Origin of the sequence: Hansschlegelia beijingensis (assembly GCF_014196425.1) — a bacterium.
Lineage (GTDB): Bacteria > Pseudomonadota > Alphaproteobacteria > Rhizobiales > Methylopilaceae > Methylopila > Methylopila beijingensis.
In genome coordinates this window covers 133,486-160,420 of the sequence record NZ_JACIDR010000004.1, presented here as the reverse complement: position 1 = coordinate 160,420, position 26,935 = coordinate 133,486, and the positions used below count along the sequence as shown (strand labels likewise).

Here is a 26,935-nt window from a genome sequence, read left to right as displayed (position 1 = left end):
GCGGCCCGCCGCGTCAGCGGCGCTCGCCGGTCTGCGCGGCCCTCGCGAGCATTTCGGTCCAGATCATCATGCCGGTGATCCAGAGAGCGAACGGCGTTCCTGCAAGGGGATTCATTCTGGGCCCAACTCCACACATGCGTCCGCGGCGGCGCGATTCCGCGCGCTCGCAAGACCAACCTGCCGGGGCGAAGGCAGGTTCCTTCAGCTAGACGATCGTATCAGCGACCGAGCCGAGCTCCGCGCGGGCTATTCGGCGGCGATCGCCTCGTACCGGCGCGGCAGGTCGAGCTTGCTCCACACGGCGTCGAGCGCGCGGGCGAGGTCGCGGATCAGCGCGTCGTCATGCGCGGGCGAAGGCGAGATGCGCAGCCGCTCAGTTCCACGGGGCACCGTCGGATAATTGATCGGCTGGATGTAGATGCCGTGCTCCGACAGCAGCATGTCGGTCGCGGCCTTGGCCTTCTCGGGACAGCCGACGAGCACCGGCACGATGTGCGTCTCGGACGGCATCACCGGCAGGCCGCGCGCGGCGAGCGCGATTTTGGTCTGCATCGACTGGCGCTGGTGCCGGTCGCGTTCGACCTGCGAGTTCTTGAGATGCTCGACCGAGGCGCGCGCGGCCGCCGCGATCGCGGGCGGCATGGCGGTAGTGAAGATGAAGCCGGGCGCATAGGAGCGGATGGCGTCGATGACCGGCCTGGAGGCGGTCACATAGCCGCCGATCACTCCAAAACCCTTGGCGAGGGTCCCCTCGATGATGTCGACGCGGTGCATCACGCCCTCGCGCTCGGCGATTCCGCCGCCGCGCGGGCCGTACATGCCGACCGCGTGGACCTCATCCAGATAGGTCATGGCGTTGTAGCGTTCGGCGAGATCGCAGATCCCGGCGATCGGCGCGACGTCGCCGTCCATCGAGTAGACGCTCTCGAAGGCGATGATCTTGGGACGCTCGCGGCCGGCCTCCTGGAGGAGCCGCTCCAGATCGTCGAGGTCGTTGTGGCGGAACACCTTCCGCGCGCAGCCCGATCCGCGCATGCCGGCGATCATCGAGGCGTGGTTCAGGGCGTCGGACAGGATGAGGCAGTTCGGCAGAAGCCGCGCGATCGTCGAGATCGACGCCTCGTTCGAGACGTAGCCGGAGGTGAAGACCAGCCCCGCCTCCTTGCCGTGAAGGTCGGCGAGCTCCTGCTCCAGCAGAACCAGCGGATGATTGGTGCCGGCGATGTTGCGCGTGCCGCCCGCGCCTGCGCCGACGCGCGTCGCGGTTTCGGTCAGCGCCGCGAGCACCTTGGGGTGCTGGCCCATCCCGAGATAATCATTTGAGCACCACACCACGACGTCGCGCGGCCCTTCGGGCGCGTGCCAGGTGGCGCGGGGAAAATCCCCTACCCGCCGCTCGAGGTCGGCGAAAACCCGGTAGCGCCTCTCGGCATGGAGCTGCTCGACCGCGCGTTGGAAAACGTCGTCATAAGCCATTGGCGTCTCTTCCCGCGCACTTGATAATCATTCTAGGCCCAAATGTCCCGTTCTGAAGCCGGGAAAGCGACAGATGGCCGCAAGAAAATGGCTGTGGACGCGGCGCCGGCGCCTTGTCCTGCATCAACCGAGCCGGGGCTGGCTTCCTGAGGGGGTGCGCCGCTGATATAGCCCAAGCGCACGCCGACACCGCCTGGAGTTCCCCCATGACAGCCATGCGCCTGATCGTCGCCGGAGCGGCCGGCCGAATGGGCCGCGCGCTGGTCCGGGCCATCTCGGAGAATGACGGCGTGGCGCTCGCCGGCGCGTTCGAACGGGCCGGCTCGGACGCGATCGGGCGCGACGCCGGCGAACTCGCAGGCGTCGGCCCGCTTGGGGTCGCCGTGACGGACGACCCGCTGCCGCTCGTGGCGGCGGCCGATGGGGCGCTCGACTTCACCACGCCTGACGCGACTGTCGCGCTGTCCGAACTCGCCGCGCAGGGGCGAATCGTCCACGTCATCGGCACCACCGGCCTCGCCGAGTCGCATCTGCAGCGGCTGGACGCCGCGGCGCGGCACGCCGTGATCGTCCGCTCCGGGAATATGAGCCTCGGCGTCAACCTTCTCGCCGCGCTGGTCCGTCAGGCCGCGAGCGCGCTCGGCCCGGACTGGGACATCGAGGTGCTCGAGATGCATCACCGGGCGAAGGTCGACGCCCCGTCCGGCACCGCCCTGCTCCTGGGCGAGGCGGCGGCGGCAGGCCGCGGGCTCTCCCTCGAGGAAAACTCGGTCCGTTCGCGTGACGGCCATACGGGGCCGCGTCCGGAGGGCTCGATCGGCTTCGCGACGCTCCGCGGGGGCACCGTGGTCGGCGACCACACGGTGATCTTCGCCGGCGCAGGCGAGCGCGTCGAACTCAGCCACCGTGCGGAAGACCGCATGATTTTCGCCCGCGGCGCCGTAAAGGCGGCCCTGTGGGGTTTCCGCCGCAAACCTGGGCACTATTCGATGGCCGACGTGCTCGGGCTGCCGTCCGCCTGAGCAAAACCTCCGGTGCAATCCGGCGGCGCCTGCGATAAGGGATCGCTGCCGCCGTCGCGGCGCCGCTTCTGGAGCTCTGCGTATGGATCGTCGCCTCGTCCTCGTCCGTCACGGCCAGAGCGAGTGGAACCTCAAGAACCTCTTCACCGGGTGGAAGGACCCGGAGCTTACGGAGCGGGGCCTTGAGGAAGCGAGGGAGGCCGGCCGCCGCCTCAAGGCGGAAGGGCTCCGGTTCGACATCGCCTTCACGTCGAAGCTGCGGCGCGCCCAGCGCACCAATCAGCTCATTCTGGAGGAGCTAGGGCAACGCGGGCTGAAGACGATTGAGGATGAGGCGCTCAACGAGCGCGACTATGGCGAACTGACCGGCCTCAACAAGGACGACGCGCGCAAGACTTGGGGAGACGGACGGGTGCTGCTGTGGCGGCGCTCCTACGACGTCGCGCCTCCCGGCGGCGAAAGCCTGCGCGACACGGTCGCCCGCACCCTCCCCTATTTCGTCCGCGAGATCCTGCCTCACGTGCTGCGCGGCGAGACCACTCTGGTCACGGCCCACGGCAACTCGCTGCGCGCGCTGATCATGACACTCGAACGGCTCTCGCCGGACGCGCTGCTCGAGCGTGAGCTCTTCACGGGCGCGCCGATCATCTACGAGATGAACGCCGACTCGACGATCGCCTCGATCCGGGATCTCGCCCGCCCGCTGGCCCCGCAGGCGCAATAGGCGCGGCGCCCGATCCAGCGGGCCGCGACGATAGGCATCAGAAATATGTGATTGGTCCGCGAAGCGGACGCCGCCATCTTTGATCTATGGCGCGTTCGGCGGATGCGAGGCGGGGCACGGCGGCGGCGGGGCTGAGCGCGCTGGCGTCTGTCGTTTTTCTCCTGCTCGCCGCATCGCCGCTCCGCGCCGAAGACGCCGGCGCAAAGCCGCCTTCCCCGGACGCCTCCGGCCGCCCCGACCCGTGCGGCGGGATCGATCTGGTCCAGGCGCTCAAGATGAGCGACCCGCCGGGCTTCGAGAAATTCGAGAACAGCGCCCGGGCGATCGCCAACGGGCAGGGCCTGCTCTGGCGCATCGAGAGCCGCGCCGGGAAGGTCTCGTACCTGTTCGGCACGATGCACTCGAGCGAGCCCGCCGCCAAAAGCTTCGACAATCTCGTGCTGCGGGCGCTCGGCCGCTCCTCGGTCGTGGCGACGGAACTGCCCGGCGCGAGCACGCGACGGGTGGCGGCCGAGCTCCGCCGGCTGGTCGCCAACAGGTCGTTCCGGCCGCAGGGCGCCGCGCTGTCGGGGTTGCCCGAGGACACCCGCCGGGAGGTCGAGCGGCGCGTATCGGTCGCGGGCATTCCGCCCGCGGTCGCCGATCAGCTGCAGCCCTGGTATCTCGCGCTCACGGTCTCAAGGTCGAACTGCGCCGCCAACCCCCGGGCAGGCACGGACACCGAGACCGCCGACGCGCGGATCGAGCGCCTCGCGCTGGAGCAGGGCTCGACGTTGCTGGGACTGGAGAGCCCGGTGGAGCAGGTCGACGCGCTGGCCTCGATCCCTGACGACGTGGCGCTGCGCATGCTGCGCGACACCGCCGTCAAGCGCCTGAAACCGGAGGACATGGAGAGCACGATCACCGGCCTCTACTCGACGCGGCGCATCGGGTACCTGCTGGCGATGCGGGGACCGGCCTGGGCCGGCGTGTTCGATATCGACGGCTACGCCGAGTTCATCTCGGCGTTCATCACGCGCCGCAACCTGACCATGCTCCAGCGCGCGCTGCCGATCTTCAGCGGCGGGCGCGCCTTCGTCGCCGTCGGCGCTTTGCACCTGCCGGGCGACTACGGGATGGTCGAGTTGATCCGGCGGGCGGGGTTCACCGTCACCCGGATCTGGTGAAGCGCTAGTCGGCGGGAGCCGCCGACGCCTGCGCGGTCTGTCCGCCGAAGCTCGACGGCGCGGGGCTGATCACCCGGGCCCCGCCCGGATCGATCTGGAAGACCGCAAGCGCCCGCTCGCTTCCGCCGTCCGCCCGGAACCGGAAGGTGCCGTCGACGCCCTTGAAGCCGGAGGGGTTCGCAAAGGTCTCGCTGGTCAGCGCCCCCGGCCCCTGCGTCTTCACCAGCGCCGCCACGAGGGACGTCGCGTCATAGGCGAGCGAGGCGGTGCGCACCGGATCGGAGCCGTACTTCGCCTTGTAGCGCTGGGCGAAGGAGCGAAAACCGGAATCGTCCGGCGCCGCGAACCATGCCCCGGCGAGGCTCGCGTCACGAGTGAGCGCCGGATCATCCCAGAGGCCGGTTCCGAGAAGCTGCAGCCTCTTGAGGTTCACCCCGTTGGTGGCGAGCACGCCCACGATCGTCTGCACATTGTCGGCCGTGTCGGGGATGAACAAGGCGTCCGCCTGGGGCAGAGATTCAGCGAGCCGGGCCACCGGCTCCGCCATCTTGCCCCGGTCGGCCGGGTAATGCTCCAGCCCGACGACCCGTCCGCCCGCCTTGGCGACGGCCTGCTGGAACGCCGCCTCGACCACGGAGCCGTAGCCGGTTTCCGGCAGCAGCGCGGCGAAGGAGCGTTTGCCCTTGGAAACGGCGTAGCTGACGATCCGCTGGACGTCGGATTCAGGCATGAAGCTCAGCAGATAGACGCCCGGCGCCGCGACGTTCGCGTCGGTCGAGAACGCCAGGATCGGAACGCCCTGCGGCTTCGCCACGCGCGCCGCGGCGGCCACCGAGTGGGCGAACAGCGGACCGATGACCAGCTTTGCGCCCTCGTCGGTGGCGGCCTGGACGGCCGCCTGCGCGCCCTGCGCATTGCCGGCGTCGTCCTTCACGACGAGCTGGATGTCCGGCGTGTTGAATTCCGTGAGCGCCAGTTCGGCCGCGTTGCGCATCGACTGCGCCGCAAGCCCCGCATTGCCGGAGGCGCTGGTGGGCAGGACGAGCGCGACCTTCACGGAGCCCTGGCCGACGATCTCTCCGAGCGGCTTGCTCTCGACCTGCGGGGTCGGCACGCCCTGAGCAGGATCGAGCGCGGCCTCGCCGGGTCCGCCGCCGTCGCCGCTGCAGGCGGATAGCGCCAGCGCCGTCGCGACGACGAAAGTCGCGCGCTGGAGGGCGCGCATGTGGAAAGTCATCGTCATCACCGCCATCCGGGCAGGCTCCCCACTGCCCGCGCCGCTCGCCCCGATGATCCGCAAGGAGGCGCTGCTTTCCGCCGGCGCACGCCCCCGATAGACTTCGACCTCCGTACCTGACGAGTGACGCGATGCCAAGGCCCGAGCGGCAGGATAGCCATCCAGATACCACCCTCGCCCAAGACGCGGGGCGGAGCTACCTGCTCGCCGGGCAGCGCCTGACCGCGAGAGCGCTGCAGCCCGGCCTGCACGTGGTCGCGACCCCGATCGGGAACCTCGGAGACGTGACCCTGCGCGCCCTCGAGACGCTGGCGGCCGCAGACCTCATCCTGTGCGAGGACACGCGCGTCACGCGCAAGCTGACGAGCCATTACGGCATCTCGGCCCCGCTCGCCGCCTACCATGAGCATAACGCGGCGGAGATGCGGCCGAAGGTTCTGGCCCGGATCGATCAGGGCGAACGCATCGCGCTGGTCAGCGACGCCGGCACGCCGCTCGTCTCCGACCCCGGGTTCAAGCTGGTGCGCGACCTGATCGGCGCCGGCGGCTTCGTCACAGCGGCGCCGGGCGCGTCGGCGGTGCTCACCGCGCTGGTGCTCTCCGGCCTGCCGAGCGACCGCTTCTTCTTCGAGGGTTTCCTTCCGCCCAAGTCGCATGCGCGGCGGGCGCGGGCGGCGGAGCTCGCGCGCATACCCGGCACGCTGGTGCTGTTCGAGAGCGGACCGCGGGTCGCGGCCGCCTTGGCGGATCTGGCGGACGTGCTGGGCCCCCGCGAGGCGGCGCTGGCGCGCGAGCTCACCAAGCGGTTCGAGGAGGTGCGGCGGGGAACGCTGCCCGAGCTTGCGGCCGTGCTCGCCGACGAGCCAGATCCCAAGGGCGAGATCGTGCTGGTGGTCGCGCCGGCCGAGGCCGCCGAAGCGTCGGAGGAGGACCTTGACGGGCTCCTCCGCCAGGCGCTCGCCGGCGCCTCGGTGAAGGAGGCGGTCGCCGAGGTCGCCTCCGCCACCGGGCTGCCGCGCCGCGAGGTCTACGCCCGCGCGCTCGAGATCAAGGCGGGCGGCTAGCCTTGCCCGGCGCCCAGGCCCGGACACGCGCGTTTCGTCTCGGGCTCAAGGCCGAGACGGCCGCGGTGTGGCTGCTGCGCCTGAAAGGCTGGAAGATTCTCGCGCGGCGCTTCTCCGAAGGGCCGGGCGAGGTGGACGTCATCGCGGCGCGCGGTCGCACCCTCGCCTTCGTCGAGGTCAAGGCGCGCGCCGACTTCCACTCGGCGAGCGAGGCCGTAACGCGCCGTCAGCAGGCGCGGATTCGCCGGGCCGCTGAGAGCTTCCTTGCGCGCCGCCCCGCTTATGCGGGATATCTCGTCACCTTCGACGTGGTGCTCGTCGCGCCACGCCGGCTTCCGAGGCACATGCCGAACGCCTTCGGCCTGTAGCAGTCGCGGGATCAGTCATGTCGCTTCGCGTCGCCGTTCAGATGGATCCGATCGAGCGGATCAACATCGCCGGCGACTCGACATTCGCGCTGATGCTGGAAGCCCAAGCGCGCGGGCACGAGCTTTTCGTCTACACGCCGGAGCGGCTCTCGCAGATCGGCCGGGACGTGTTCGCGACCGGGCGGCCCGTGAACGTGCGCGACGTGCCCGGCGATCACTTCACGGCTGGCGAGGAGATGCGGATCTCGCTCGCCGACGAGACCGACGTGGTGCTGCTGCGGCAGGACCCGCCCTTCGACATGGCCTACGTCACCACGACCCACATGCTGGAGCGGGTGCATCCAGCGACGCTTGTGGTGAACGACCCGGCCAGCGTGCGGAACGCGCCCGAAAAAATCTTCGTGCTGGATTTTCCGGACCTGATGCCCCCGACGCTCGTCTCCCGCGACAAGGCCGAGATCTCGGCCTTCCGCGCCGAGCACGGCGACATCGTGGTCAAGCCGCTCTACGGCAATGGCGGCGCGGCGGTGTTCCGGATCACGGCCGACGACCTGAACTACGGGTCGCTGATCGACTTCTTCTCCACGAGCTTCCGAGAGCCCTGGATGGTGCAGAAGTTCCTTCCGAAGGTGTCCGAGGGCGACAAGCGCATCCTGCTGGTCGACGGCAAGTTCGCCGGAGCGGTCAATCGCGTGCCGGCGCCTGGCGACCTGAGATCCAACATGGTCCGCGGCGGCGCCGCTCAGACGACGCAGATCACCGAGCGCGAGCAGGAGATCTGCGACAGGCTCGGACCGGAGCTTTCGCGCAGAGGGCTGATCTTCGTGGGCATCGACGTCATCGACGGCTGGCTGACGGAGATCAACGTCACGTCTCCGACAGGCATAAGGGCGATCAAGCGGCTGGGCGGACCGGACGTCGCGGTCACCACCTGGGACGCGATCGAGGCCCGGCTCGGATGAGGTTCGCCGCGGCCATCGTACTGGCGGGCGCGCTCGCGGCGATGGTCACGGCCGCCCGCGCGCAGGACATCCGGCCATCCGGGTTTCAGCTTCCCCCACTCGCCGCCGTCACCGCCCAGACTCCGGCCAAGGAGCTGTTCGGCCGCGTGACGCGTCCGAGCGAGGGGCCGGACCGTTCGATCGGCTTCTACTCGAACGGCTGCCTCGCGGGCGGCGTGGCGCTGCCGCTCACCGGCCCCACCTGGCAGGTCATGCGGCCCGGCCGAAACCGCTTCTACGGGCGCCGGAAGCTCGTGACCTTCGTCGAGCGCTTCTCCCGGCGCGTCGCCTCGCAGACGTCCTGGGCGGGCCTGCTGATCGGCGACATGTCGCAGCCGCGCGGCGGCCCGATGCTGGGCGGCCACGCCTCCCATCAGATCGGGCTCGACGTCGACGTCTGGCTGCGCCAGATGCCGGCTCAGGTCATCAGCATGGCGCAGCGCGAGACCATCATGTCGACGGTGGTCGTGTCGGACGACAAGCTCGACGTGAACGGCTACTGGACCCCCGACACGCTGCAGGTGATCAAGGCCGCAGCGAGCGACCCGGAAGTGGAGCGGGTGCTGGTCAACCCCGCGATCAAGAAGGCGGTCTGCCGGCAGGCGCGCGGGGACCGCTCATGGCTCCAGAAGGTCAGGCCGAACAGGGGCCACGACTACCACATGCATGTGCGGCTCGGCTGCTCGCCCGGCGAAAGCTCGTGCCGCCCGCAGCGAGACGTGACGCCGGGCGAGGGTTGCGGCCGTGAGCTCGACTACTGGTTCACCGACGCCGTCCTGAACCCGAGGCCCGCGCCGCAGCCCACGAAGCCGCTGCCGCCTTTCACGGTCGGCAAGATGCCCGGGGCCTGCGCCGCGGTCCTCAACGCGCCCTGACGGCGGACGAAGTTGACAGCGCCGCTCCGGAGGGCTTCACCCTTCGGTCCGATTGGTGAAGGGCGACGGGCCCCCTCGAGGCGATGAACCAGGCGACGATCGAACTCTCGGTGAATGCGTCGGCGCGGCGCGAGGCGGACTCGCCGCGCTCGCTCGTGGCCGAGATCTCCAGGCCGCTCAAGCTCGAGTCCGGCGCGACGCTCGCGCCTCTGCGGATCGCCTACCAGACCTATGGCGAGCTCAACGCCGATCGCAGCAACGCGGTCCTGGTGTGCCATGCGCTGACGGCCGACCAGCACGCGGCGAACGTCCATCCGGTGACGGGCAAGCCCGGCTGGTGGTCGACCATGATCGGGCCCGGCCTGCCGATCGACACCAACCGCTTCTTCGTCATCTCGTCGAACGTCGTCGGCGGCTGCATGGGGACCACCGGCCCGGCGTCGACCAATCCCGCGACCGGCGAGCCCTATGGCCTCGACCTCCCGGTCGTGACCATCCGCGACATGGTCGACGCCCAGGCGATGCTGATCGACCATCTGGGGATCCCCGACCTGTTCTGCGTGGTCGGAGGCTCGATGGGCGGCATGCAGGTGCTGCAATGGGCGGCCCGCCATCCGGACCGGGTGTTCGCCGCGGTGCCGATCGCGAGCGCGGCCAAGCACTCGGCCCAGAACATCGCCTTCGACGAGGTCGGCCGGCAGGCGATCACCGCCGATCCCGACTGGCGCGCGGGCCGCTACCTGCTCGAGGGCACCGTGCCCCGCAAGGGACTGGCCGTGGCCCGCATGGCCGCGCACATCACCTATCTGTCGGAGCCCGCGCTGCAGCGGAAGTTCGGGCGCAACCTTCAGGACCGCGACAGCCGGACCTTCGGATTCGACGCGGACTTCCAGATCGAGAGCTATTTGCGCCACCAGGGCGCGAGCTTCGTGGAGCGGTTCGACGCCAACAGCTATCTCTACGTGACGCGCGCGATGGACTATTTCGACCTCGCCGCGGACCATGGCGGCTCGCTCGCCAGCGCCTTCCTTGGCACCAGGACGCGCTTCTGCGTGGTGTCCTTCACCTCCGATTGGCTGTTCCCGACGGAGGGCTCACGCCAGATCGTGCACGCGCTGAACGCGGCGGCCGCGAATGTCAGCTTCGTGGAGATCGAGACCGACAAGGGTCATGACGCGTTCCTGCTCGACGTGCCGGAACTGTTCGCGACCACCAAGGGCTTCATCGACGCCGCCGCCAAGGTGCGCGGCCTGCCGGAGGCGGGCTGAGCCGGGCTCGACCCGCGCGATCAGAACACCGGCGGCAGCTTGTAGACCCTGATCGGCCCGATCTCGACCTTTCCGCGGTCGATCCTGACGCGGTAGCTCGTGGCCGGCGCCCCGTTGAGCTCCGCCGGGGCGCCGAGCATCTGCGCGCCGATCCCGAGCAGAGACGCCAGGCCGGTCTTCTTGCCTTCGCCCAGAAGGCTCTTCACCAGACTGTCGACGCCGCGCGCGACGACGTCGCCGCCGCCGCTGATCCGACCTTCCGCGTCGAGGCCGAGATCGCCGCGGGCTTCGGCCGCGACCTCGCCCCGCGCGATCCGGGCGAGCGCCACGTGCACGCGCCCGCCGGCGGCCGCGAAGTCCCTCAGGCGCTCCGACGTCGGCCGCGGCCTCAGATCGTCGAGGCCGCGGGCCTCCGCCTGGATCTCCACGAACACGGGCCCCGACCCGATCGGCACGAGGTCGAGCAGCGGGGAGGTCGCCTGATCGAGCTTCACGGCGAAATCATAGGTTCCCTCGGGCTTCTGCCCGGGCGCGCGCCGGACATGCACCTGGAGCTCCTTGGCGGCGACGAACTCGTCGTCGCCGGCGGACAGCCGCGGCTCCGTCAGCACGATGGAGGTCCGCTCGAGCCGCTTGTCGGCGATCATCATGCTCGCCTGCGCGAGGGCGAAGCTCAGCTCTGACCGCCCGCCCGCCCCGTCGGTGATCTGAACCGGGCCGGTCAGTTCGCCGATCAGTCGCTTCGGATCATAGACCTGCGCGACGGCCATGAACTTCGGAGCGGTCGCGACCACGGGGCCGCCGTCCGCCGGCACGGTCACCGTCAGCCGGTCGCAGATCATCTCCACGCGGAACGGAAACCCCACGATGCGACGATCGGCGCAGGCGTAGATGCGGCCGTGAGCCGCCTCCCGCCGCAGCGCGTCCGCGATCGCGTCGTCGGCCTGGCGCGCGGCGTAGAACCAGAAGCCGGACCACGCCGCGGCGCCGATCAGCAGCAGCGTAAACGGCAGAAAGATCGGCCAACGCGACCGAGGGGGCTGCGGCGGGACAGGGTCGACCGCGGGATCCGACTGGCTCATGCGTCCACCTTACTGTTGCGCCGCGGCGCCTGACCTTGCCGTGAGGCGGAGGCGCTGATACCCGAATACCGCGCGTCGCGCCTAGCCAAGCTTTCGCGATGATTCGAACAGACGTCGACCTCTGGGTATTCGCTTACGGGTCGCTTATGTGGCGACCCGGCTTCGAAGCCGTGGAGCAGAGCCCCGCCGACGTCGACGGCTATCACCGTGCGCTCTGCATCGCGTCTCATCGCCATCGAGGCACTCCGGAGCGGCCCGGCTTGGTTCTTGGACTGGACGTCGGAGGCTCCTGCCGGGGCGTGGCGTTCCGGGTCGAGGCGGCCCGCGCGGCCGGCACGCTGGCCTATCTCCGCGAGCGCGAGCTCCTGACAAATGTCTATGTCGAAAAGATGCTGCCCGCGAAACTGAGCGACGGCCGCCAGGTCATGGCCGTGGCCTACGTGGTCGACCGCTCGCATCCGCAATATGTCGGGCTGCTGTCTCCGGAGGAGACCCTGCGGCGCGTCGTGGGCGCCGAAGGCCTGGCGGGCCCGAACCCGGACTACGTGGTCAACACCGCCCGGGAGCTCGAGCGCCTCGGGGTCGTGGACCCCACCCTCGCCTGGCTGGCCGCTTCGCTGACGGTGAGCACGGACGAGTAGCGCTCGGCGCCGTTGAAAAGATCGGCGAGAGCCTCGGCGCGCCTGCCCGCGCTGCCGGCCAGAAGATGCACATGCGCCTCGAGCTGCGCGCCCGGCGCGACCGCGAGGCCCGGCAAGGACGCGCCGGTCTCGCCCGCCCAGACGACCCTTCGCTCCCCCGCGCCGTCGAGCGCGACGAGCAGCAGGACGCCGTTCTCCACGGCGACCGCCTCTCCGAGCGGCATCACGGTCACGAGGTAGCGCCGGCCGGACCTGCCGCGCCAGACCCGGTAGCGATCCTCGAAATTAAGCTCCTTGGCGGCCAGCGCCGGGCCGTCGTCCGCCGGCGCGGCGACCGGGGTCGCGGCGGCTGAGACGTCGTCGAGGAAGGCCGCAGGATCGTCGCGGGTTTCGCTCATGGCGAATCGCTTGGTTTTTGCAATCGCCCGATAAGGGTTCCGGGTTACCGTCCTGTCAAGCAGCGCCCGGTTCCGGCTCGCTCGGCGCCTCGGGAGGCAGCCCTTGCGCCTCCAGAGCGAGCGCCGCACTCGCCGCCTCGATCCGCTGCCGAAGCGTCTTCTCGAAGGCCTCGCGCGTGAGCCCCGGCGGGATCGGCTTCAGGAACTGGACGACGGTGCGGCCCCGGCGTTTCCTCACGCCGTCGCGCGGCCAGAAGATGCCCGTGTCGACCGCGACCGGTACGCAGGGCAGCTTGAGCCGGTCGTAGAGATGAACGACGCCGAGCCGGTACCGCACAGGCGCGCCGACCGGCCGTCGCGTGCCCTCCGGGAAGATCACGATCTGGCGCCCGTCCCGCGCCGCCGTCCCGGCCTGCTCCAGCATCTGAACCAGGGCCTCGCCACCCGCCGCGCGGTTGATCGCGATCATGTCGAGGCCGCGCAGGAACCAGCCGAAGAACGGAATGACGGTCAGCTCCCGCTTCAGCACGAAGGCGGGATCAGGCAGCTCCGGCGTCAGCGCGAAGGTTTCGAGCGTCGACTGGTGCTTCGCCGCCACCACGGCCGCGCCCTGCGGGATGTTCTCCCGTCCCCGGATCTCCACCTCGAGCCCGACGATGACGCGCAGCAGGGCGAGCGTCGTGCGAGCCCACCACTTGCCCACGGCAAGCGCGCGGTGGCGCGGCATGAACACGACCACCGGGCCGGCGAGGACGGCGGTGAGGCACACATGGATGGCCATCGCCACGTCGAACGCGACCGAGCGCCAAAGCACGACGCCGCCCGCGCGGGGACCCGCGGCCCTCTCGACGCCCGTGGCGTCCAGGTTCGCGTGAACGTTCAGGAGCAGCAGTCGGGCGACGCCGCCCGCCTTTCCGCAGTGGTTTCCGTGTGCGCCAGCCTCGGCGCGAGGCGCACTCGCACCAGCGCCGCGACATATTTGACGTACTCGCCCGCGAGCAGCCGCGCCGTCGGCCAGTCGCGCCACCACGGCTCGTCGCGCAACCTCTCGGTCACGACCGCATAGGGTACGAGCTCGACCTTGGGCATCTCGCGTGAAAGCTCCATCAGCGTACGCGGCATGTGATACCCCGAAGTCACCACGATGAGCGAGCGGAACCCGTGGCCCTCGGCCCAGCGCCGGGCCTCGACCGCGTTGCCGGCGGTGTTCAGCGCGCGCCGTCCGAGATCGACGCAGCAGCGGGCGAACGCCTCATAATCCGGCTGCGCGCGCGCCAGCTCGCGCTCCGTCGTCTCGGGATGGACCCCCGATATCAGCAACCTTTTGCCGCGGCCGGAGGCGAGCAGCCTGAGCGCGTCGGACAGCCGTTCGGCGCCGCCCGTGAGCGCGACGATACCGTCCGCCTGCTGCGGCGGCGCCTGCTCCCCGCGAGGCACCATCTGCACGAACGCCAGAAAGCCGCCAATCGCCAGCAGAGCGCCGGCGCACGCCCCGATCATCAGCGGGCGGAGCGCGCCCCAGGAAGTCGAGGAGCGTCGGCCCTGGCGCGCATCGGACGGAGCGGGATCGACATCAGTCGCCATGTGATCGGCACATCACTTCGCGTTCGAACACTGCCTCCCGACGCGGATGCAGGCAAGACGGCGTCGCCCCTGACCGGGCCGCTTCGTCCGGCGCCGGCATCATGCTCATCTCATGGCCCGCAGGGTACGGTAAACCGTCGCCCTGGACGTGATCGCCGTCAGGGCGGCGATCAGCAGCACGATCGCGGCGACGCCCGCATAGGCCGAAGCGCCGACCTGGAAGCGCCCGAACAGGGCGTCCATCTGATCGACGGTCGCGCTCCCGACCCCCTGTTCGACCATGAGCTCCGCGATCAGGAAGGTGGCGGTCGCGGCCAGCCCCCCCGCGACGCCTCCCTTGAGGCCGAGCCTCAGGAAGCGCCGCTGAAACTGGCCCGCGATATAGCCGTCGCGGGCGCCGACGAAGTGCAGGACCTGCACGATGTCCCGGTTGCCGGCCATCGCGCCGCGCGTCGCGAACACCACCGACAGCACCGTCGCGGTCAGCATCAGCACCAGAACCCCCACCCCGAGCCAGACGATGGTGTGCGCCATGGAGACGAGGCGGTCCAGGAAGCGCCGGTGGTCGTCGAGGGAGGCGCCCGGAACCTCCCGGTCGAGCGCCGCCTTGAGGCCGACCGCGTCGAACCGCGCGTCCGGAGAAAGGCGCAACACCACGAGACGGGGGATCGGGAGATCGTCGAAGGACAGGCCGGAGCCGAGCCACGGCTCGAGAAGGCGCGCGGTCTCCTGCCTCGAATAGGTCCTGACCTCGGCGACGCCGGCGGCGGCTCTGGCGAGCTCGGAAGCCCGCGCCGCGGCCGCGTCGAGGTCGCGGCCTTCGGCCGGCCGGATCTGGATCGTCGTCTCGCGAACCACGTCCTGCGACCAGTCGTTCGCGGCGGTCCGCACGAGATCAACCGCTCCGACGGTCAACGCCGCCAGATAGGTCATGATCGCGATCACGATGACCAGCGTGCTGCCGGAGACGGAGGACGCCGGGACGATCGGCCCCTGTCGCCGGCTGGCGGAGGGCTGGCTCCTCGCGGCCTTGGCGGGCGGGCGCGCGCCGCCCTCGGGGGCGCGCGCCCCGGCCGTGTCCTTGTCGCGCCGTTCGGCTGGCGCCGGGCCGTTCCTCGAACTCATTCGTAGACGTGCAACCGGCCGTCATGGAGCACCAGACGCCGCGCGTCATAGAGGTCCATCAGGGCGATGTCATGGGTCGCGATCACCACCGAGGTGCCGGATTTGTGAAGCTCGACGAACAGCCGCAGGATGCGTCGGGCGAGTTGCGGATCGACGTTGCCGGTGGGCTCGTCGGCCAGCAGCAGTTCCGGCTGCGCGACAAGCGCCCGCGCGATGGCGGCGCGCTGCTTCTCGCCTCCCGAGAGCACCAGCGGCAGCGCATCGAGCCGCTCGCCCAGCCCGACCCAGCCGAGGAGCTCCACCACCTCGGCGCGATAGCTCGACTCGTCGCGGCCCGCGACCCGGAGCGGCAGCGCGACGTTCTCATAGGTCGTCATGTGGTCGAGCAGCCGGAAGTCCTGGAACACGACGCCGATCCGCCGCCGCAGCGAGGGCAGCTCGCGCGGTGGAAGGGTGAGGATGTCGCGCCCGAAGATTCTCACCAGGCCGCGCGTCGGCTTCATGGCCAGGAACATCAGCCGGAGCAGCGAGGTCTTCCCTGCTCCGGAGGGCCCGGTCAGAAACTGAAAGGAGTTCGGCTCGATCGCGAACGTCAGGTCGCGCAGAACCTCCGGCCCGAGGCCGTAGCGCAGGCCCACATTCTCGAAACGCAACATCAGCGGATCCCTTTCGGCGGGTCTCTGCGTCGCGAACCGTTGTGAGCGCGACGTTTTAACGGGCCATTAACGATAACGTGGCGAGGTCTTCCGAGGACCCGTCAGCCCTGCCGGGGCGCGCCGCGACGCGCCCGTCTGCGATTGGACCCCATGCTCGTCACATGCCCTTCCTGCCAGTCAAGCTACCGGCTCGCGGAGGGGACGCTCTATGCCGGCCGCAAGCTGCGCTGCGCCCGTTGCCGGACCTCCTGGATCGCGGAGCCGCCGCCGACCGAGGTTCCTCAGCCCGCCTCCCAGGAAGAGTCGGCGTCCGGCGTGGCCTCTGCGGACACGAGCGGAGACGCTCTGCTTCCGCCGATCCTCGGCCTTGAGGACGCGGCGGCTGTCGAGGTGCGGGAAGCTCCGGAGCTGATAGAGGCCGTTCCGGCCCCGCCCCGGACCGAGCCGGCCCGCCAGTCGCGATGGCCGCTCGGGTCCCGGCGCCGCAGGAACATGCCGGCGCGCCGCGGCGCCGCCAGCCGGTCGGCCCGGCGGCCGCGGCTGACCGCGCCCGGCCTGATCGCCGCAGCCGGCCTCGCTCTTCTTGCGGCCCTGGTCCTTTTTCCCCTCCCGGTCGTGCGCGCCGCGCCTTCGCTCGCGTCGCTCTATGCGGCGGTCGGCCTGCCGGTCAACGTGCGAGGATTGGCGATCCAGGACGTCAGCTCATCCGAGCTGACAGACGAGGGCGCGCCGCTCCTGCTTGTGAAGGGATCGATCGCGAGCCTCGCGCGGGCCGCCGTCGACGTCCCGCGTCTACGGGTCGCGGTGCTGGCCGCGGACGGGCGCGAGCTCTATGCTTGGACCACCATGGCCGCCCGGGCCAAGCTCGCGCCGGGGGAGACGACGACCTTCCGCGCCCGCCTGGCCTCCCCGCCCGCGGAGGGCCGCACGGTTGCAGTCCGCTTCCTGGGAAGGCAGGATCTCGCCGCTCATGCCACCCGCTAGCCCCCTCCCCGCCCCGGTCGCCGAGGACGTGACCGTCCTGTTCTCCTCGGCGCAGATCGCGACGCGCATCGCCGAGCTCGCGGCCGCGATCGCCGCGGCGGAGCCCCAGCGCCTCCTCGTGCTCGCAGTGCTGAAGGGCAGCTTCGTGTTCGCCGCGGATCTGATCCGCGCCCTGCATGGGGTGGGGCTCAGGCCCGAGATGGAGTTCATCACGCTCTCGAGCTACGGCGAGCAGCAGGTGTCGGGCGGCGCGGTGCGGGTCGTGCACGACGTCGAGAGCGACGTCGCCGGACGCGACGTGCTTCTGATCGACGACATCCTGGAATCCGGCCGGACCCTGGCGTTCGCAAAGGATCTGATGGCGAGGCGCGGCGCGCGCCGCGCCATGACCTGCGTTCTTCTGCAGAAAGCCGGAAAGCGCGTCGTGCCGATCGAAGCGGACTTCGTCGGCTTCGACTGCCCGGACAGCTTCGTGGTCGGCTATGGCATGGACGACGCGCACGCCTATCGGCAGCTGCCTTTCGTCGGCGTGGTCGCCGCCGATCGCGCCGCCGGATCGAATTGAGGGAGGCCCCGGATGGCTCGCATCCTTCTGACCGACGACGAGGACGCCATCCGCGGCTTCGTCCAACGCGCCCTCGAGATGGACGGCCATCAGATCACGCCGGCCTTCGACGGCGCGGACGCGCTGGAGAAGCTCAACGGCGAGAACGGCGCGTTCGACCTCCTGCTCACCGACATCAGGATGCCCATGATGGACGGCATCGCGCTGGCGCTCGCGGCCGCCCGCGATTTCCCGGCCATGACCATCCTGCTGATGACCGGCTACGCGGACCAGCGCGAGCGCGCCTCAGGGCTCGACGCCCTGATCCATGACGTCGTCACCAAGCCGTTCTCGCTGAACCAGATCCGGGACGCGGTGGCGGACGCCCTCACTGCAGGCGAGCAGCGCCTGAGCGCCTGAACCCATGACAAACAGGGAGCCCGGCGGAAGACGGCTTCGGCCTCGCCGCGGCTTCAATCATGATCTCGCGCAGACGAGGTCCTGCTCGCGCGCCGCGCAGGGCCGCAAGGGAATCGCGATTGAACGTCGCCGCCTCCTTCTCTCTCCAGATGCGTTCGATCTTTGCGCTGATCCTGCGACGGATCCGCACGAAGTACGCGACGTCGCGCGCCGGCTACATCTGGGCGATCGTCGAGCCCATCTGCTGGGTGTTCATCCTGAAGTTCGCGATCCAGGACAAGGCGGCCGGCCTGCCGCCGGTCGGAACCAGCTACGAGGTTTTCTTCGCGACCGGCGTGATCATCGCCAGGACATGGCGGACGGTGGCGCAAAGCACGTCGGGCGTGCTCCTGCGCCGGAAACGGATGCTGCCGGGGCTGCAGCGGCTGGACGCCGCATACGCGACCTGGATCCTCGAGATGGCCACCGGCGGGGTCGCGATGGTCGTGGTGCTCGCCGGCATGGCGCTCTTCGGGTTCGAGACGCGGCCGGCTCACCTTCTGACCTGTCTCGCCGCGTTCGGCGCGACAGCGCTCTACACCTTCGGCTTCTCCCTGATGCTGGCGCTTGTCATGACGCTGGCGCCGGGCTTGAGGCACTTTCAGCACATCATCATGCTGGCGCTGTTCATCACCTCGGGCTTCTCGATGCTGATCGACAGGGTCCCGCCGCGGATACGCGAGATCCTCCTCTGGAACCCGCTGCTGCACTGCATCGAGTGGTTCCGGGAGGGCTTCTATCCGGGGTACGTTTGCGCCTCTCTCAGTCTCAGCTACCTGTTCGGGGTCACGATCTGCTTCATCCTGATAGGCCTGGCTGGCGAGAGAGCCCTCCGTCACAAGCTCCGTCCCGCCTGACGGGCAGCGCGGATGCTTGAATTACGGGACGTCTGGAAGGGCACGAAATCGAAGGGCCGGCAGCGCTGGATGCTCGCCGGCGTGAGCCTTTCGGTGCCGGCCGGCCGGCGCGTCGCGCTGCTGGGCGCGGACAGGGCCGACAACCGGTCGGTGCTGCACATGCTCGCAGGCGTCGAGCACGCCGACCGGGGAGCCGTGCGCCGGGTCGGCATGCCGTGCTGGCCGTTCGGCCATCGCAAGTTTCTCGACCTCGCCGGAACGCTTCGTCAGAACGCCAACTTCCTGAGCTACATCTATGGCGTGGACGCCGGCGACGTGGCCGCGATCGCGACCGAGCTCAGCGGCGTCAAGCTCCGGAAGGGAAAGCCGCTCAGGAGGTACACGCTCGCTGAGCGGGGGCAGCTGGCGCTTGGCCTCACTCTCGCCTTGCAGTTCGACTGGTACTTCATCGACGAGCGCCTCCCCCGGGTCGCCAAGTCGCGCATCGCGGAGATCGACAGCGTGATCGCGCATCGGATGAGCGCCGCGGGGGTGGTGTGGGCGACCACGAACCCCGACCTGGTCGCAGGATATTGCGATGCAGGATTGGTCCTCGACCAAGGTGCTCTAACATTCTATGATACGTTCGAAGCTGCGTCTGAGGCGTACCAAAAGTTGACCGCAGGCAGGGCAAGCAAGCGCACATGAGCGACACCAGAGCCAGGACGGGCGTCGAGGTACAACTCGGCGCCAGGGCCCGTTCGATCCTGAAGACCCTGTCGAACGCCGCTCCGGGCGGACTGACGGCGCATCCCGCCGCGCGGCGGCTCCTGGGCGCCCCGTCGCTTGCGGCGCGCGAGCCGGCGCGGGGCTCCGAGCCACAGGACGATGAGGCGGCGCTGAACCCGCGCGAGCGCGCCAAGGCGGCGCGCGCGGCGAAGCGATCCGCCCGCTCCCAGCCTGAGGATGGCAACGCGGAGTTCGACCGCCTGGCGTCGGCGAGCCCGGCGTCGAACACGGTCGTCCCCCTCCCGCGCCGCGCCGCGCCGAAACGTGGCGCGCCGGCCCCGGAGCCGGACCAGCCGGTCGTTCCGACCGCGCGTCCGGTCGGCGTGCGGCGCAAGCGCAACGTCGTCAAGATCTCGGCCTGGCTCTGCATCGCCCTGCCGACCGCGCTCGCGGCGCTCTATTACGGGGTGATCGCCTCTCCGCAATACGTCGCCGAGGCGCGCTTTGCGGTGCGCGGCCCGGCCGAAGTCGCCGGCGGCAGCGGCGACGCGATCGCGGCGATGACCGGCCTCGGCACCAGCATGGCCGGAATGGCCTCGGACAGCTTCATCGTCGCGCAATACATCGAGAGCGGCCAGATCGTCGCGAACATGCAGCGCGCGCTCGATCTGCGCTCGATCTACACGCATGAGAACGCGGATTTCGTCGCCAAGTACCGGCCCTATGATTTCGACGACACGGTCGAGCATCTGACGCGGTACTGGAACTCCGTCTCCTGGGTCTATTACGAGCCCGTCACCGGGATCATCACCTTCACGGTGCGCGCTTTCACGCCGGAAGACGCGCTCAAGGTCGCGCGGGAAACGGTCCGCGAGAGCGAGAACCTCGTCAACAAGCTCTCAGCGCGCGCGCGCGACGACGCCCTGATGCTCGCCAAGCAGGAGCAGTCGCGCGCCGAACTGCGGCTGAAGTTCGCCCAGAAGGCCATCCAGGACTATCGCGACCGCCAGGGCGCGCCGGACGCGCAGAGCCTCGTCGAGGGGCAGAGCAAGATCGTCGCCGACCTGGAAGGCCAGCTGGCCAAGCAGGAGGCCGAGCTGTCGGCCAGCTCCGCGTTCCTCAACAAGGACGCGCCGACCGTCCGCTTCATGCAGAAGAACGTCGAGGCGCTGAAATCGCGCATCGCGGCGGAACGCGCGAAGATCGGCTCGGTGCAGCCTCGGACCGGCAGCAAGGAAACCCTGATCTCCGCCTCGATGGCGGAGTTCGAGAACCTCGCCATGGAGCGGGACTTCGCGCAGAAGGCGTATCAGCAGGCGAGCCAGGCGGTCGACGCCGCGCGCATCACCGCGGAACGCCAGTCGCGCTATCTCGCGACCTTCGTCGAGCCGCATCTCCCGGAGGACTCGCTCTATCCGGCGCGTCTTCAGATGATCCTGCTCGTTCTGGTGTGCTCGACCATCGCCTGGGCGATCGGCGCGCTGATCTTCTACGGCATCCGCGACCACAGCGCCTGAGGCGCGTTCCGCACGGCCGGCTCTCCGAAGGGAGCGCCGGCCGCTGGGTTGCGCAGACTAGATCGCGAGGCCCGCAGCGCCGAGGAGCCCAAAATGCTCCTCCCATCTCGGCGGCTGGTACTCCGTCGCCCGTCGTCCTTGTTCCGGATGCTCTGTGGCGTGGGCGACGATGGCCTTCTCCCAGGCCGGCCCGTCGAGCGGGTCCAGCCGCAGCGCGAGATCGCCCGCGACCTCCCGGAAGACGGCGAGGTCCGAGACGATCGCCGGGGCGCCCATCGCCAGCGTCTCCGCCAGAGGCAGCCCGAAGCCCTCGCTGAAGCTCGGGAACAGCAGCGCCCGCGCGCCCGCCACCAAGGAGGCGAGCGCCTCATCCGGGAGCTCGTTCACCTCCAGAACGTGGGCGCGGACGGCCGGGCAGCGCTCCAGCAGATCGACCACCATCTCGTTCTCCCAGCCCCGGCGCCCCACAAGGACCAGTCGGGGCGTGGCGGGCCCCAGCCGCTCAGCGAGCCGGCGCCAGACGTGAAGCAGCAGGAGGTGGTTCTTCCTCGGTTCGATCGTCCCAAGCGCGACGAAGTACGGGCGCTCGGCCGCAAGCGGCCGGGCGGCGCGCGCGAACCCGCTCTCCACGCCGAGCGGGGCCACCACGACGGGCGGAACAGGCTGGCCGGTCTCCGTCGCATAGGCTGAAAGGTCCCGCGCCGTCTCCGCGGAGTTCGCGATCAGCGTGCTGGCGTATCGAAGCGCGGTGTTCATGCGGCGCGCGTGCCGCTCCGCCTCGCCCGCCCGGCCATATTCCGGGAAGCGGATCGGGATGAGGTCGTGCACCATGATCGCAAGCGCGGCGCCGGCCTTGCGGACCCCGGCGAACACCTCCGGCCGGTCCAGCCGGAGATGGGAGACATGGACATAGAGGTCGCCGGGCTCGGGAGCGGCTCGCGTCGTGAGGGCGGCTCCCAGCCTCAGCCGGAGCGCCCGGCGAGCCGCCTCTCCGGCCCTGGAGACTTGCGCGGCGGCCTCAGGGGCCGGCGCCCCGAGCCATTCGGCGACGCGTCGCGCCGCGGCCGGGTTTCCGGCGCCGGCGCGCCATTGCGCGTCCAGGGCTTGGACGAACGCCGCCACGGCCTCGTCCGGCAACGGGACGGTCCTGCCGCGCACGACGGCTGCAAAGCCGCGCCCGACCTGCGGCGCGCCGAGAAGACGCTTGGCGTAGGCGAGCTCGACCCGGTCCACGCCTGTGGCGGCCGGGTGGCTGGCGCGCGTCAGCAGGCGCGTGATGTCGAGGATCGTTCTTGCCATGCGTCCCGGCCATGACCTTGGGTCGGCCGTGTAGCATGCCGGCGCGCGGCGCCGAAACCAATCGGCCGAAGCCCCCCGCCGACGAGGCGCCGCGGCGCGGGCGCAGAGGCGTTCCGTCGCCGCGTGGGAACCGTGCGCCTCCCGAAGGCGACGGACAGGGAACCGGCGACGGACCTTCGGGCTTATGCGGCCATGAGAACGCCAGTCACGACGCTCCTAGCCCTCCTGCTCGCATCGCTCGCGGCGGGCGCGGCCGCCGCGAGACCCTACGCGCCGGGCATGTCGTGCCAGGCGGTGCAGTCGCTGGTCCGTTCGAGGGGCGCCGCCGTCATCAGCACGGGCCCCTCGACCTATGACCGCTTCGTCAGCAGCGGCCGCTACTGCCAGCCCACCGAGGACACCGAAGCCGCCTGGGTGCCCACCGCCGACAAGCGCGACTGCTTCGTCGGCTACACGTGCCGGGAGCACGCGCGCGACGAGACCTGGTGAAGCCGGCGCGCGCTCGAACTCAATCCTTCAGTTCGACGACGCGCAGGTAGGGCCGCAGCTCCTTCCAGCCCTGCGGATAACGCTCCTTGGCGTCCTCATTGGAGACGCTCGGCGCGATGATCACGGGTTGGCCCTTCTCCCAGTTCACCGGGGTCGAGACCTTCTCGCGGTCGGTCAGCTGCAGGCTGTCGATGACCCGCAGGATCTCGGAGAAGTTGCGCCCGGCGCTCGGCGGATAGGTCAGGGTCAGCCGGATCTTCTTGTTGGCGTCGATGACGAACACGGAGCGCACGGTGACCGTCGGATCAGCCTGCGGATGGATCATGCCGTAGAGCTCCGACACCTTCCTGTCGGCGTCCGCCAGCAGCGGGAAGTTGAGGGCGTGGCCCTGCGTCTCCTCGATGTCCACGCCCCAGGCGCTATGCGCTTCGAGCGGATCGACCGAGAGGCCGATGACCTTCACGTTGCGCTTGTCCCACTCGGGCTTCAGGCGGGCGACTTCGCCGAGTTCGGTGGTGCAGACAGGCGTGAAGTTCTTCGGATGGCTGAACAGGACTCCCCAGGAGGACCCCAGCCACTCATGGAAGCGGATGGGGCCTTCGGTGCTGTCCTGCTCGAAATCCGGCGCGATCTGTCCGAGTTGCAGCGACATAGCGTACTCCTTTCGGGAAACTCTCGATCAGGCGTTGAAGAACCGGCCTTCCGTCACCTCCGGCACATAGCCGGCGCGGATGGCGAAATCACCAAAACGTTCGCCGGCGGACCGCTCGGCCGCGTAGCGGCCGATGATCTCGTCGAGCGTCTCGAGGATCGTCTGCTCGCCGACGTTCTCCAGGTGCATCTTGTTGAGACGCTGTCCGTGGAAGCCGCCGCCGAGATAGAGGTTGTACTTGCCGGGCGCGCGGCCTGAGAGGCCGATCTCCGCCACGTAGGGCCGCGAGCAGCCATTGGGGCAGCCGCTCATGCGGATCGTGATCGGCTCGTCGCGCAGGCCGCGGGCGTCGAGGATCGCCTCGATCTTGTCGATCAGGGTCGGCAGGTAGCGCTCGCTCTCCGCCATGGCGAGCGCGCAGGTCGGCAGCGCCACGCAGGCGATCGAGTTGAGCCGCAGCGCGCTGCGCGTCTCGATCAGCCCGTACTCCGCAAGCAGCGCGTCGATCTTCGACCGGTCTTCCGGCGCGACGTCCGAGACGCAGAGGTTCTGGTTCGGCGTCAGACGGAACGCGCCCTGGTGAACCCGGGCGATCTCGCGGAGCCCCGTCATCAGGCGCTTCTCGCCCTGGTCGATGACGCGGCCGTTCTCGATGAACAGCGTGTGGTGCCACCGGCCGTCCTCGCCCTCCACCCAGCCGAACGCGTCGCCATTGGAGCGGAACGCGAACGGGCGCGCAGGCTCGAAGGCGAAGCCCATGCGGCGCTCGATCTCCGCCTTGATCCACGCCAGGCCCTTGTCGTCGATCGTGTATTTGAACCGGGCGTGGGCGCGGTTGGTGCGGTCGCCATAGTCGCGCTGGACGCTCATCACGGCGTCGGTCGCCGCAAGCACCTTGTCGGCCGGGATGAAACCCACGACGTCGGCGAGACGCGGGTAGGTCTCCGGGGCCTGGTCGGTGCGGCCCATGCCCCCGCCGATCGAGACGTTGAAGCCCTCGAGCTCGCCGTCCCGCGCGATCGCGATGAAACCGAGGTCCTGCGTGTAGACGTCGATGTCGTTCGAGGGCGGGATCACGAAGCCCATCTTGAACTTGCGCGGCAGATACTGCTTGCCGAAGAACGGCTCCTCGGGCTCCGAGCTCGCGACGCGCTCTTCGCCGTACCAGATCTCGTGATAGGCGCGCTGGTTCGGGATCGCGTGCGCGCTCGTGCGGCTCGCCGCCTCGTAGACCTGCGCATGCAGCCTGGAGAGCCTCGGATCGACCGAGCACATCACCCCGCGCGGGACATCGCCGCACGCCGCGATCGAATCCAGCAGCGCCTCATGGAGCTTCTGGATCGTCGGCCTGAGATTCTCCTTCAGAACCCAGTGAAACTGCACCGTCTGGCGGGTCGTCAGCCGGATGGTGTCGCCGCCATAGGCCCTGGCGAGCTCGTCGAGCTTCAGCCACTGCGCCGGCGAGCAGACGCCGCCCGGCATCCGCACCCGGATCATGAAGGTGTAGGCCGGCTCGAGCTTCTGCCGGCGGCGCTCGTCGCGGATGTCACGGTCATCCTGCATGTAGATGCCGTGGAACTTCATCAGCTTGTTGTCTTCGGGCGTGACGCTGCCGGTGATCTCGTCCAGCAGGCCGAGCGCGATCGTGCCGCGCAGCTGGTCGCTGGTCGCCTTCAGGGTTTCGTCCGGTCCCAGCCGATCGAGCGGCTGCGAGATGTCGCGGCTGCGATCGACCGCCGGCTGGCTGGTCTCTGTCATGTCGGAGCTCAGTAGACGTCTCGCTGGTAGCGGTGGTCACGCTGGAGATTGCGGACATACTCCTCCGCGGCTTCCCGCGCGAGCCCGCCTTGCTCCTGCGCCACGCCGATCAGGGTCTCGTGAACGTCGGGCGCGAGGTGAGCGGCGTCGCCGCAGACATAGACATGCGCGCCTTCCTCGAGCCAGGCGAACACGTCCCGGGCCTGCCCGCGCAGCTTGTCCTGCACATAGACCTTCGCGGCGCGGTCGCGCGAGAAGGCGACGTCCATGCGGGTCAGCAGCTTCTGCTTCAGCCAGCCCTGCCACTCGGTCTGATAGAGGAAGTCGCTGCGGAAGTTGCGCTCCCCGAAGAACAGCCAGTTGCGACCCTTGGCGCCCCGCGCCTCGCGCTCCTGCAGAAAGGCGCGATAGGGGGCGACCCCGGTGCCGGCGCCAATCATGATGACCGGCCGATCGTCCGCCGGCAGGCGGAAGTGCGGGTTGGACTGGACATAGACCGGCAGGGTCGCGTCCGGCTCGGCGCGGGCGGCCAGATGGCCCGACGCGACGCCGGAGCGCGGCTCCCCGTTGAGCTCGTAGCGGACCGTGGAGACGGTCAGGTGAGCCTCATCGGGCGCGGCGGCCAGGCTGGAGGCGATCGAGTAGAGCCGCGGCTGCAGGGGCCGCAATCCGGCGACCAGCGTCTGCGCCTCGAGCCCCGCGACCGGATAGGCGCGCACGATGTCGATCACGTGGTTCCGGCGCAGGAAGGCGGACCGCTCCGCCGCCGCATCCTCGCCCAGGAGCCGCCTGAGCTGCTCGGCCCCCGACAGCTCGGCCCATTGCTCGATGAAGCGCGGCGTGACCGCCGAGATCTCGAGGTCTTTTTCGATCGCCTCGGCGAGCGTCGACGCGCGGCCCTTGATCTCCACCGGCGCCGACGGGCTCAGCCTGAGCGCGTCCAGAAGGCTCTCGACCAGCCGCGGATCGTTCCTGGGGGCGACGCCGAGCGCATCGCCGGGCTCATAGACCAGGCCCGAGCCTTCGAGCGAGAACTCGATGTGGCGCGTCTCCTTAGTGGAGCCGCGGCCGGTCAGCGTGAGATTCTCCAGCACCCTGGCCGGGAAAGGGTTGCGCTTGTCATAGAGCGCCGCCGCTCCGGCGCCGCGGGGCGCGTCGGCCGCAGCCGCCGCGCGGCCGGCCTTCCGGGCGATCTTCGCGACCACGTCCGCCGTCCAGGCGGCCGCCGGCTCGTCGTAATCCACGTCGCAGTCGACCCGCGGCCGCAGCCGGACGCCGCCCAATTCCTCGAGCCGCCGGTCGAGCCGCTTTCCCGCCTCGCAGTAGCGCTCATAGGTCGAGTCGCCGAGCGCCAGCACGGCGAAGCGCAAATCCGGGAGCTTCGGCGCCTTGCGGCTGTCGAGGAACTCGAAGAAGTCCGCCGCGCCCTGGGGCGGGTCGCCCTCGCCATAGGTGCTGACGACGATCAGCAGGTCCTGCTCGTCGCGCAGCTGCCGCGCCTTGTAGTCGGCGATGTCGACCACCGTCGGCTGCCGGCCGACCTGGCGGGCTGCCTCGGAGAGCGCCTGAGCCAGAGCCCGGCTGTTGCCCGTCTCGCTGCCGAACAGAATGGTGAGCCGCCGCTGGTCGGCTTCGGGCGCCGCCGCAGGGCGAGCAACCGGGATGTCCGGCGCCAGCGCAGGCCGCCCCGCCTCGCGCCGCTCGGCGTCGCGGACGCCGGCGAAATATCCGCTGAGCCAAAGCGCCTGCTCGGGGCTGATCGCCTTCGCGAGAGACTGGATGTGCTCCCACTGGTCGGGGGAGAGCCCCGGGCCGGGAAATTCTGAGGCTGACATGCAGGCTCCTGACGACCGCTGCGCGACCGGCGCTTCCTATTTCACCGTTTTATTATGTTGTACTTTGCCTTCTCCGTTTCACATATGCATTTTTCTGGTCGCCCTTCAAGTGAGCGCGCGCAGGCCTGACCCGCTCCATGGAGGGG

28 protein-coding genes are annotated in these 26,935 nt (G+C 69.8%); 16 read left to right on the top strand and 12 right to left on the bottom strand.

All coding sequences use genetic code 11. The annotated features are described in order from the left end of the window. Nucleotides 1–246: 246 nt before the first annotated feature. Entirely contained in the window at nucleotides 247–1,476 is a 1,230-nt protein-coding gene (gene hemA / locus GGR24_RS13255; protein ID WP_183395851.1) for a 5-aminolevulinate synthase, read from the bottom strand. Between the two features lie 206 nt (nucleotides 1,477–1,682). Between hemA and dapB the strand changes: the two genes are divergently transcribed. The 3 genes from dapB (at nucleotide 1,683) to GGR24_RS13240 (ending at nucleotide 4,388) form a co-directional block, all read left to right on the top strand. After that, nucleotides 1,683–2,498, top strand: coding sequence for a 4-hydroxy-tetrahydrodipicolinate reductase (dapB, locus tag GGR24_RS13250; protein WP_183395850.1), 816 nt, complete (start codon nucleotides 1,683–1,685; stop codon nucleotides 2,496–2,498). A gap of 82 nt (nucleotides 2,499–2,580) precedes the next feature. Continuing rightward, nucleotides 2,581–3,222 carry a 2,3-bisphosphoglycerate-dependent phosphoglycerate mutase gene (locus tag GGR24_RS13245; protein WP_183395849.1) on the top strand — a complete coding sequence of 214 codons (642 nt, stop codon included), beginning with the start codon at nucleotides 2,581–2,583 and terminating at the stop codon, nucleotides 3,220–3,222. Between the two features lie 275 nt (nucleotides 3,223–3,497). After that, nucleotides 3,498–4,388 carry a TraB/GumN family protein gene (locus GGR24_RS13240; protein ID WP_246398428.1) on the top strand — a complete coding sequence of 297 codons (891 nt, stop codon included), beginning with the start codon at nucleotides 3,498–3,500 and terminating at the stop codon, nucleotides 4,386–4,388. A 4-nt stretch (nucleotides 4,389–4,392) separates the two neighbouring features. On the opposite strand, the gene GGR24_RS13235 is transcribed toward GGR24_RS13240, so the two are convergent. Further along, nucleotides 4,393–5,631, bottom strand: a complete 1,239-nt coding sequence (locus GGR24_RS13235) for a penicillin-binding protein activator (protein ID WP_246398427.1) — start codon at nucleotides 5,629–5,631, stop codon at nucleotides 4,393–4,395. Between the two features lie 125 nt (nucleotides 5,632–5,756). Between GGR24_RS13235 and rsmI the strand changes: the two genes are divergently transcribed. From rsmI to metX, 5 genes are all read left to right on the top strand, one after another. Next, entirely contained in the window at nucleotides 5,757–6,689 is a 933-nt protein-coding gene (rsmI, locus tag GGR24_RS13230; RefSeq protein ID WP_183395847.1) for a 16S rRNA (cytidine(1402)-2'-O)-methyltransferase, read from the top strand. A gap of 2 nt (nucleotides 6,690–6,691) precedes the next feature. After that, nucleotides 6,692–7,057 carry a YraN family protein gene (locus tag GGR24_RS13225; RefSeq protein ID WP_183395846.1) on the top strand — a complete coding sequence of 122 codons (366 nt, stop codon included), beginning with the start codon at nucleotides 6,692–6,694 and terminating at the stop codon, nucleotides 7,055–7,057. A 17-nt stretch (nucleotides 7,058–7,074) separates the two neighbouring features. Further along, entirely contained in the window at nucleotides 7,075–8,019 is a 945-nt protein-coding gene (gshB, locus tag GGR24_RS13220) for a glutathione synthase (RefSeq protein ID WP_183395845.1), read from the top strand. Continuing rightward, entirely contained in the window at nucleotides 8,016–8,933 is a 918-nt protein-coding gene (gene mepA / locus GGR24_RS13215) for a penicillin-insensitive murein endopeptidase (protein ID WP_183395844.1), read from the top strand. The genes gshB and mepA overlap by 4 nt, the downstream gene beginning before the upstream one ends. Before the next feature lie 83 nt (nucleotides 8,934–9,016). Beyond that, complete coding sequence (gene metX / locus GGR24_RS13210; protein ID WP_183395843.1) at nucleotides 9,017–10,201, top strand: homoserine O-acetyltransferase MetX; 1,185 nt, start codon at nucleotides 9,017–9,019, stop codon at nucleotides 10,199–10,201. A gap of 20 nt (nucleotides 10,202–10,221) precedes the next feature. Here metX and GGR24_RS13205 read toward each other — a convergent pair whose 3' ends face one another. Continuing rightward, the gene (locus GGR24_RS13205; RefSeq protein ID WP_183395842.1) at nucleotides 10,222–11,283 is read right to left on the bottom strand and encodes a DUF2125 domain-containing protein; all 1,062 of its coding nucleotides are present in this window, start codon (nucleotides 11,281–11,283) and stop codon (nucleotides 10,222–10,224) included. Nucleotides 11,284–11,381: 98 nt separating this feature from the next. Here GGR24_RS13205 and GGR24_RS13200 point away from each other — a divergent pair, with 98 nt between their 5' ends. Then, a complete protein-coding gene (locus GGR24_RS13200) occupies nucleotides 11,382–11,924 on the top strand; it encodes a gamma-glutamylcyclotransferase (protein ID WP_183395841.1) in 543 nt (180 codons plus the stop codon). Here the strand turns inward: GGR24_RS13200 and GGR24_RS13195 are convergent. The 5 genes from GGR24_RS13195 to ftsE all read right to left on the bottom strand — a co-directional run bounded on the left by GGR24_RS13195 (nucleotide 11,825) and on the right by ftsE (nucleotide 15,687). Beyond that, nucleotides 11,825–12,322, bottom strand: a complete 498-nt coding sequence (locus tag GGR24_RS13195; RefSeq protein WP_183395840.1) for a hypothetical protein — start codon at nucleotides 12,320–12,322, stop codon at nucleotides 11,825–11,827. The two genes, GGR24_RS13200 and GGR24_RS13195, sit on opposite strands and share 100 nt — an antisense overlap. A gap of 55 nt (nucleotides 12,323–12,377) precedes the next feature. After that, nucleotides 12,378–13,136 (bottom strand): lysophospholipid acyltransferase family protein, encoded by a 759-nt coding sequence (locus GGR24_RS13190; protein ID WP_343066253.1) that lies wholly within the window; start codon nucleotides 13,134–13,136, stop codon nucleotides 12,378–12,380. Nucleotides 13,137–13,201: 65 nt separating this feature from the next. Then, a complete protein-coding gene (locus GGR24_RS13185; RefSeq protein ID WP_183395839.1) occupies nucleotides 13,202–13,906 on the bottom strand; it encodes a YdcF family protein in 705 nt (234 codons plus the stop codon). Between the two features lie 105 nt (nucleotides 13,907–14,011). Continuing rightward, entirely contained in the window at nucleotides 14,012–15,031 is a 1,020-nt protein-coding gene (locus tag GGR24_RS13180) for a cell division protein FtsX (RefSeq protein ID WP_246398425.1), read from the bottom strand. Next, the gene (gene ftsE, locus GGR24_RS13175) at nucleotides 15,028–15,687 is read right to left on the bottom strand and encodes a cell division ATP-binding protein FtsE (protein WP_183395838.1); all 660 of its coding nucleotides are present in this window, start codon (nucleotides 15,685–15,687) and stop codon (nucleotides 15,028–15,030) included. The genes GGR24_RS13180 and ftsE overlap by 4 nt, the downstream gene beginning before the upstream one ends. Nucleotides 15,688–15,837: 150 nt before the next feature. Between ftsE and GGR24_RS13170 the strand changes: the two genes are divergently transcribed. The 6 genes from GGR24_RS13170 (at nucleotide 15,838) to GGR24_RS13145 (ending at nucleotide 20,756) form a co-directional block, all read left to right on the top strand. Continuing rightward, nucleotides 15,838–16,671, top strand: a complete 834-nt coding sequence (locus GGR24_RS13170) for a zinc-ribbon domain-containing protein (protein WP_183395837.1) — start codon at nucleotides 15,838–15,840, stop codon at nucleotides 16,669–16,671. Next, a complete protein-coding gene (gene hpt / locus GGR24_RS13165; RefSeq protein WP_183395836.1) occupies nucleotides 16,658–17,236 on the top strand; it encodes a hypoxanthine phosphoribosyltransferase in 579 nt (192 codons plus the stop codon). Before GGR24_RS13170 ends, hpt begins: the two co-directional genes overlap by 14 nt. 12 nt (nucleotides 17,237–17,248) lie before the next feature. Beyond that, the gene (locus GGR24_RS13160) at nucleotides 17,249–17,635 is read left to right on the top strand and encodes a response regulator (protein WP_183395835.1); all 387 of its coding nucleotides are present in this window, start codon (nucleotides 17,249–17,251) and stop codon (nucleotides 17,633–17,635) included. A gap of 119 nt (nucleotides 17,636–17,754) precedes the next feature. Beyond that, nucleotides 17,755–18,531, top strand: a complete 777-nt coding sequence (locus GGR24_RS13155) for an ABC transporter permease (protein ID WP_183395834.1) — start codon at nucleotides 17,755–17,757, stop codon at nucleotides 18,529–18,531. Nucleotides 18,532–18,543: 12 nt separating this feature from the next. Next, the gene (locus tag GGR24_RS13150; protein WP_183395833.1) at nucleotides 18,544–19,218 is read left to right on the top strand and encodes a P-loop NTPase family protein; all 675 of its coding nucleotides are present in this window, start codon (nucleotides 18,544–18,546) and stop codon (nucleotides 19,216–19,218) included. Beyond that, entirely contained in the window at nucleotides 19,215–20,756 is a 1,542-nt protein-coding gene (locus GGR24_RS13145) for a KpsE/RkpR family capsule polysaccharide export protein (RefSeq protein WP_183395832.1), read from the top strand. The genes GGR24_RS13150 and GGR24_RS13145 overlap by 4 nt, the downstream gene beginning before the upstream one ends. Before the next feature lie 57 nt (nucleotides 20,757–20,813). On the opposite strand, the gene GGR24_RS13140 is transcribed toward GGR24_RS13145, so the two are convergent. After that, nucleotides 20,814–22,055, bottom strand: a complete 1,242-nt coding sequence (locus tag GGR24_RS13140) for a glycosyltransferase family 4 protein (RefSeq protein ID WP_183395831.1) — start codon at nucleotides 22,053–22,055, stop codon at nucleotides 20,814–20,816. 192 nt (nucleotides 22,056–22,247) lie between these two features. Between GGR24_RS13140 and GGR24_RS13135 the strand changes: the two genes are divergently transcribed. Continuing rightward, nucleotides 22,248–22,544: a hypothetical protein gene (locus GGR24_RS13135; RefSeq protein WP_183395830.1), complete on the top strand. Its 297-nt coding sequence runs from the start codon at nucleotides 22,248–22,250 to the stop codon at nucleotides 22,542–22,544. A 19-nt stretch (nucleotides 22,545–22,563) separates the two neighbouring features. Here the strand turns inward: GGR24_RS13135 and GGR24_RS13130 are convergent, their stop codons facing one another. From GGR24_RS13130 to GGR24_RS13120, 3 genes are read right to left on the bottom strand one after another with little or no spacing between them, the layout of a single operon-like run. Next, nucleotides 22,564–23,196 carry a peroxiredoxin gene (locus GGR24_RS13130; protein WP_183395829.1) on the bottom strand — a complete coding sequence of 211 codons (633 nt, stop codon included), beginning with the start codon at nucleotides 23,194–23,196 and terminating at the stop codon, nucleotides 22,564–22,566. A gap of 27 nt (nucleotides 23,197–23,223) precedes the next feature. Further along, complete coding sequence (gene cysI / locus GGR24_RS13125) at nucleotides 23,224–24,954, bottom strand: assimilatory sulfite reductase (NADPH) hemoprotein subunit (RefSeq protein WP_183395828.1); 1,731 nt, start codon at nucleotides 24,952–24,954, stop codon at nucleotides 23,224–23,226. 8 nt (nucleotides 24,955–24,962) lie between these two features. Further along, nucleotides 24,963–26,789: an assimilatory sulfite reductase (NADPH) flavoprotein subunit gene (locus tag GGR24_RS13120; protein WP_183395827.1), complete on the bottom strand. Its 1,827-nt coding sequence runs from the start codon at nucleotides 26,787–26,789 to the stop codon at nucleotides 24,963–24,965. Nucleotides 26,790–26,935 lie beyond the last annotated feature (146 nt).